The sequence below is a fragment of the Streptomyces sp. BR123 genome (assembly GCF_013401435.1).
Lineage (GTDB): Bacteria > Actinomycetota > Actinomycetes > Streptomycetales > Streptomycetaceae > Streptomyces.
Map to the genome: position 1 here is coordinate 1 of NZ_JACBGN010000608.1, position 1,239 is coordinate 1,239.

Annotated in this window: 1 protein-coding gene; it reads left to right on the forward strand. The window is 74.0% G+C overall.

The genetic code is table 11. From position 1 onward, the window contains the following. A partial coding sequence (locus HYE82_RS36620) for an ATP-binding SpoIIE family protein phosphatase (RefSeq protein WP_179178535.1) occupies positions 1-712 on the forward strand: 712 nt, incomplete at its 5' end. Between the last annotated feature and the right edge of the window lie 527 nt (positions 713-1,239).

Genomic DNA, 1,239 nt, shown 5'->3' on the forward strand with positions numbered 1-1,239 from the left:
CCTCGAAGTCCCGCCCGGCATGCCCCTCGGCGTGGGCGGCGAGCCCTTCGAGGAAGTCGAGGTCGACCTCCCCGAAGGAGCCCTGCTCGCCCTCTACACCGACGGACTCGTGGAATCCCGCGACCACCCGCTGGAGGAAGGCCTGCGCGGCCTGCGCGAAGCCCTCGCCGACCCCGTACGGCCCCTGGAGGACGTCTGCGACCACGTCCTGAACACCCTCGACACCCGCCACGGCGAGGACGACATCGCCCTGCTCATGGCCCGGGTCCAAGGGCTCCCCGTGGACGCCGTCGGAGACTGGCACCTGCCCCGCGAAGCCCGCTCGGTGGGCCGCGCCCGCGAACTGGCCCGGGCCAAACTGCCCGCCTGGGGCCTGGAAGGGCTCCTCGACACCACCGAACTGCTCGTCAGCGAACTCGTCACCAACGCCCTGCGCTACGGAGAGGGCGAGATCCGGCTGCGGCTGCTGCTGGACCGGACCCTGGTGTGCGAGGTGTGGGACGGCAACCTCGTCCAGCCCCGGCGGCGCCGGGCCCGCGACACCGACGAGGGAGGACGCGGCCTCCAGCTGGTCGGCCTGCTGTCCGCCGGCTGGGGCACCCGCCGCACCCACCGCGGCAAGACCGTCTGGTTCGAACTGCCCCTCCCGGGGGCGGAGGGCGAGGCACCGCCGGAACTGTCGGCGGAACAGCTGCTGAACATGTACGGGTGACGTGGGGCCGGGTGACGTGTGGCCGGGGCCGGGTGATGCGTGGTTCGGGTGAATGATCCGTGGTCCGGGTGACGTGCGGGCCGGGTGACGTGTGGTTCGGTGATGCGTGGCCGGGTGATGCGTGGTTCGGGTGAATGATCCGTGGTCCGGGTGACGTGCGGGCCGGGTGACGTGTGGTTCGGTGATGCGTGGCCGGGTGGCGCGTGGCCGGACGCCCGGACCGGGCCGTCGCGCTCTTCGACCCGGCCACGGGCTGCGACAGCAAGGACCTCGCCGTTCCGCTGCTGCGGCTGGGCCGCGTCCAGGAGGCCGTGGCCGTCCTCCAGCGCCGCAGCCCCCGCCGGTCGGCTTCCCTCCCACGGGCTGGAGCGACACGCCGCCCTTCCAGCCCGGGCGGGTGGATCAGACAGCCGCCCGCCGGACTGGTGGGGGAGCCGAGTCAGAAGTGGCCGCCGCCGCACATGCGGCCACGGCGGGGGCGAGGGCTTCGGCGGGGGCGAGGGCGAGGGCTTCGGCGGGAGCGGGGG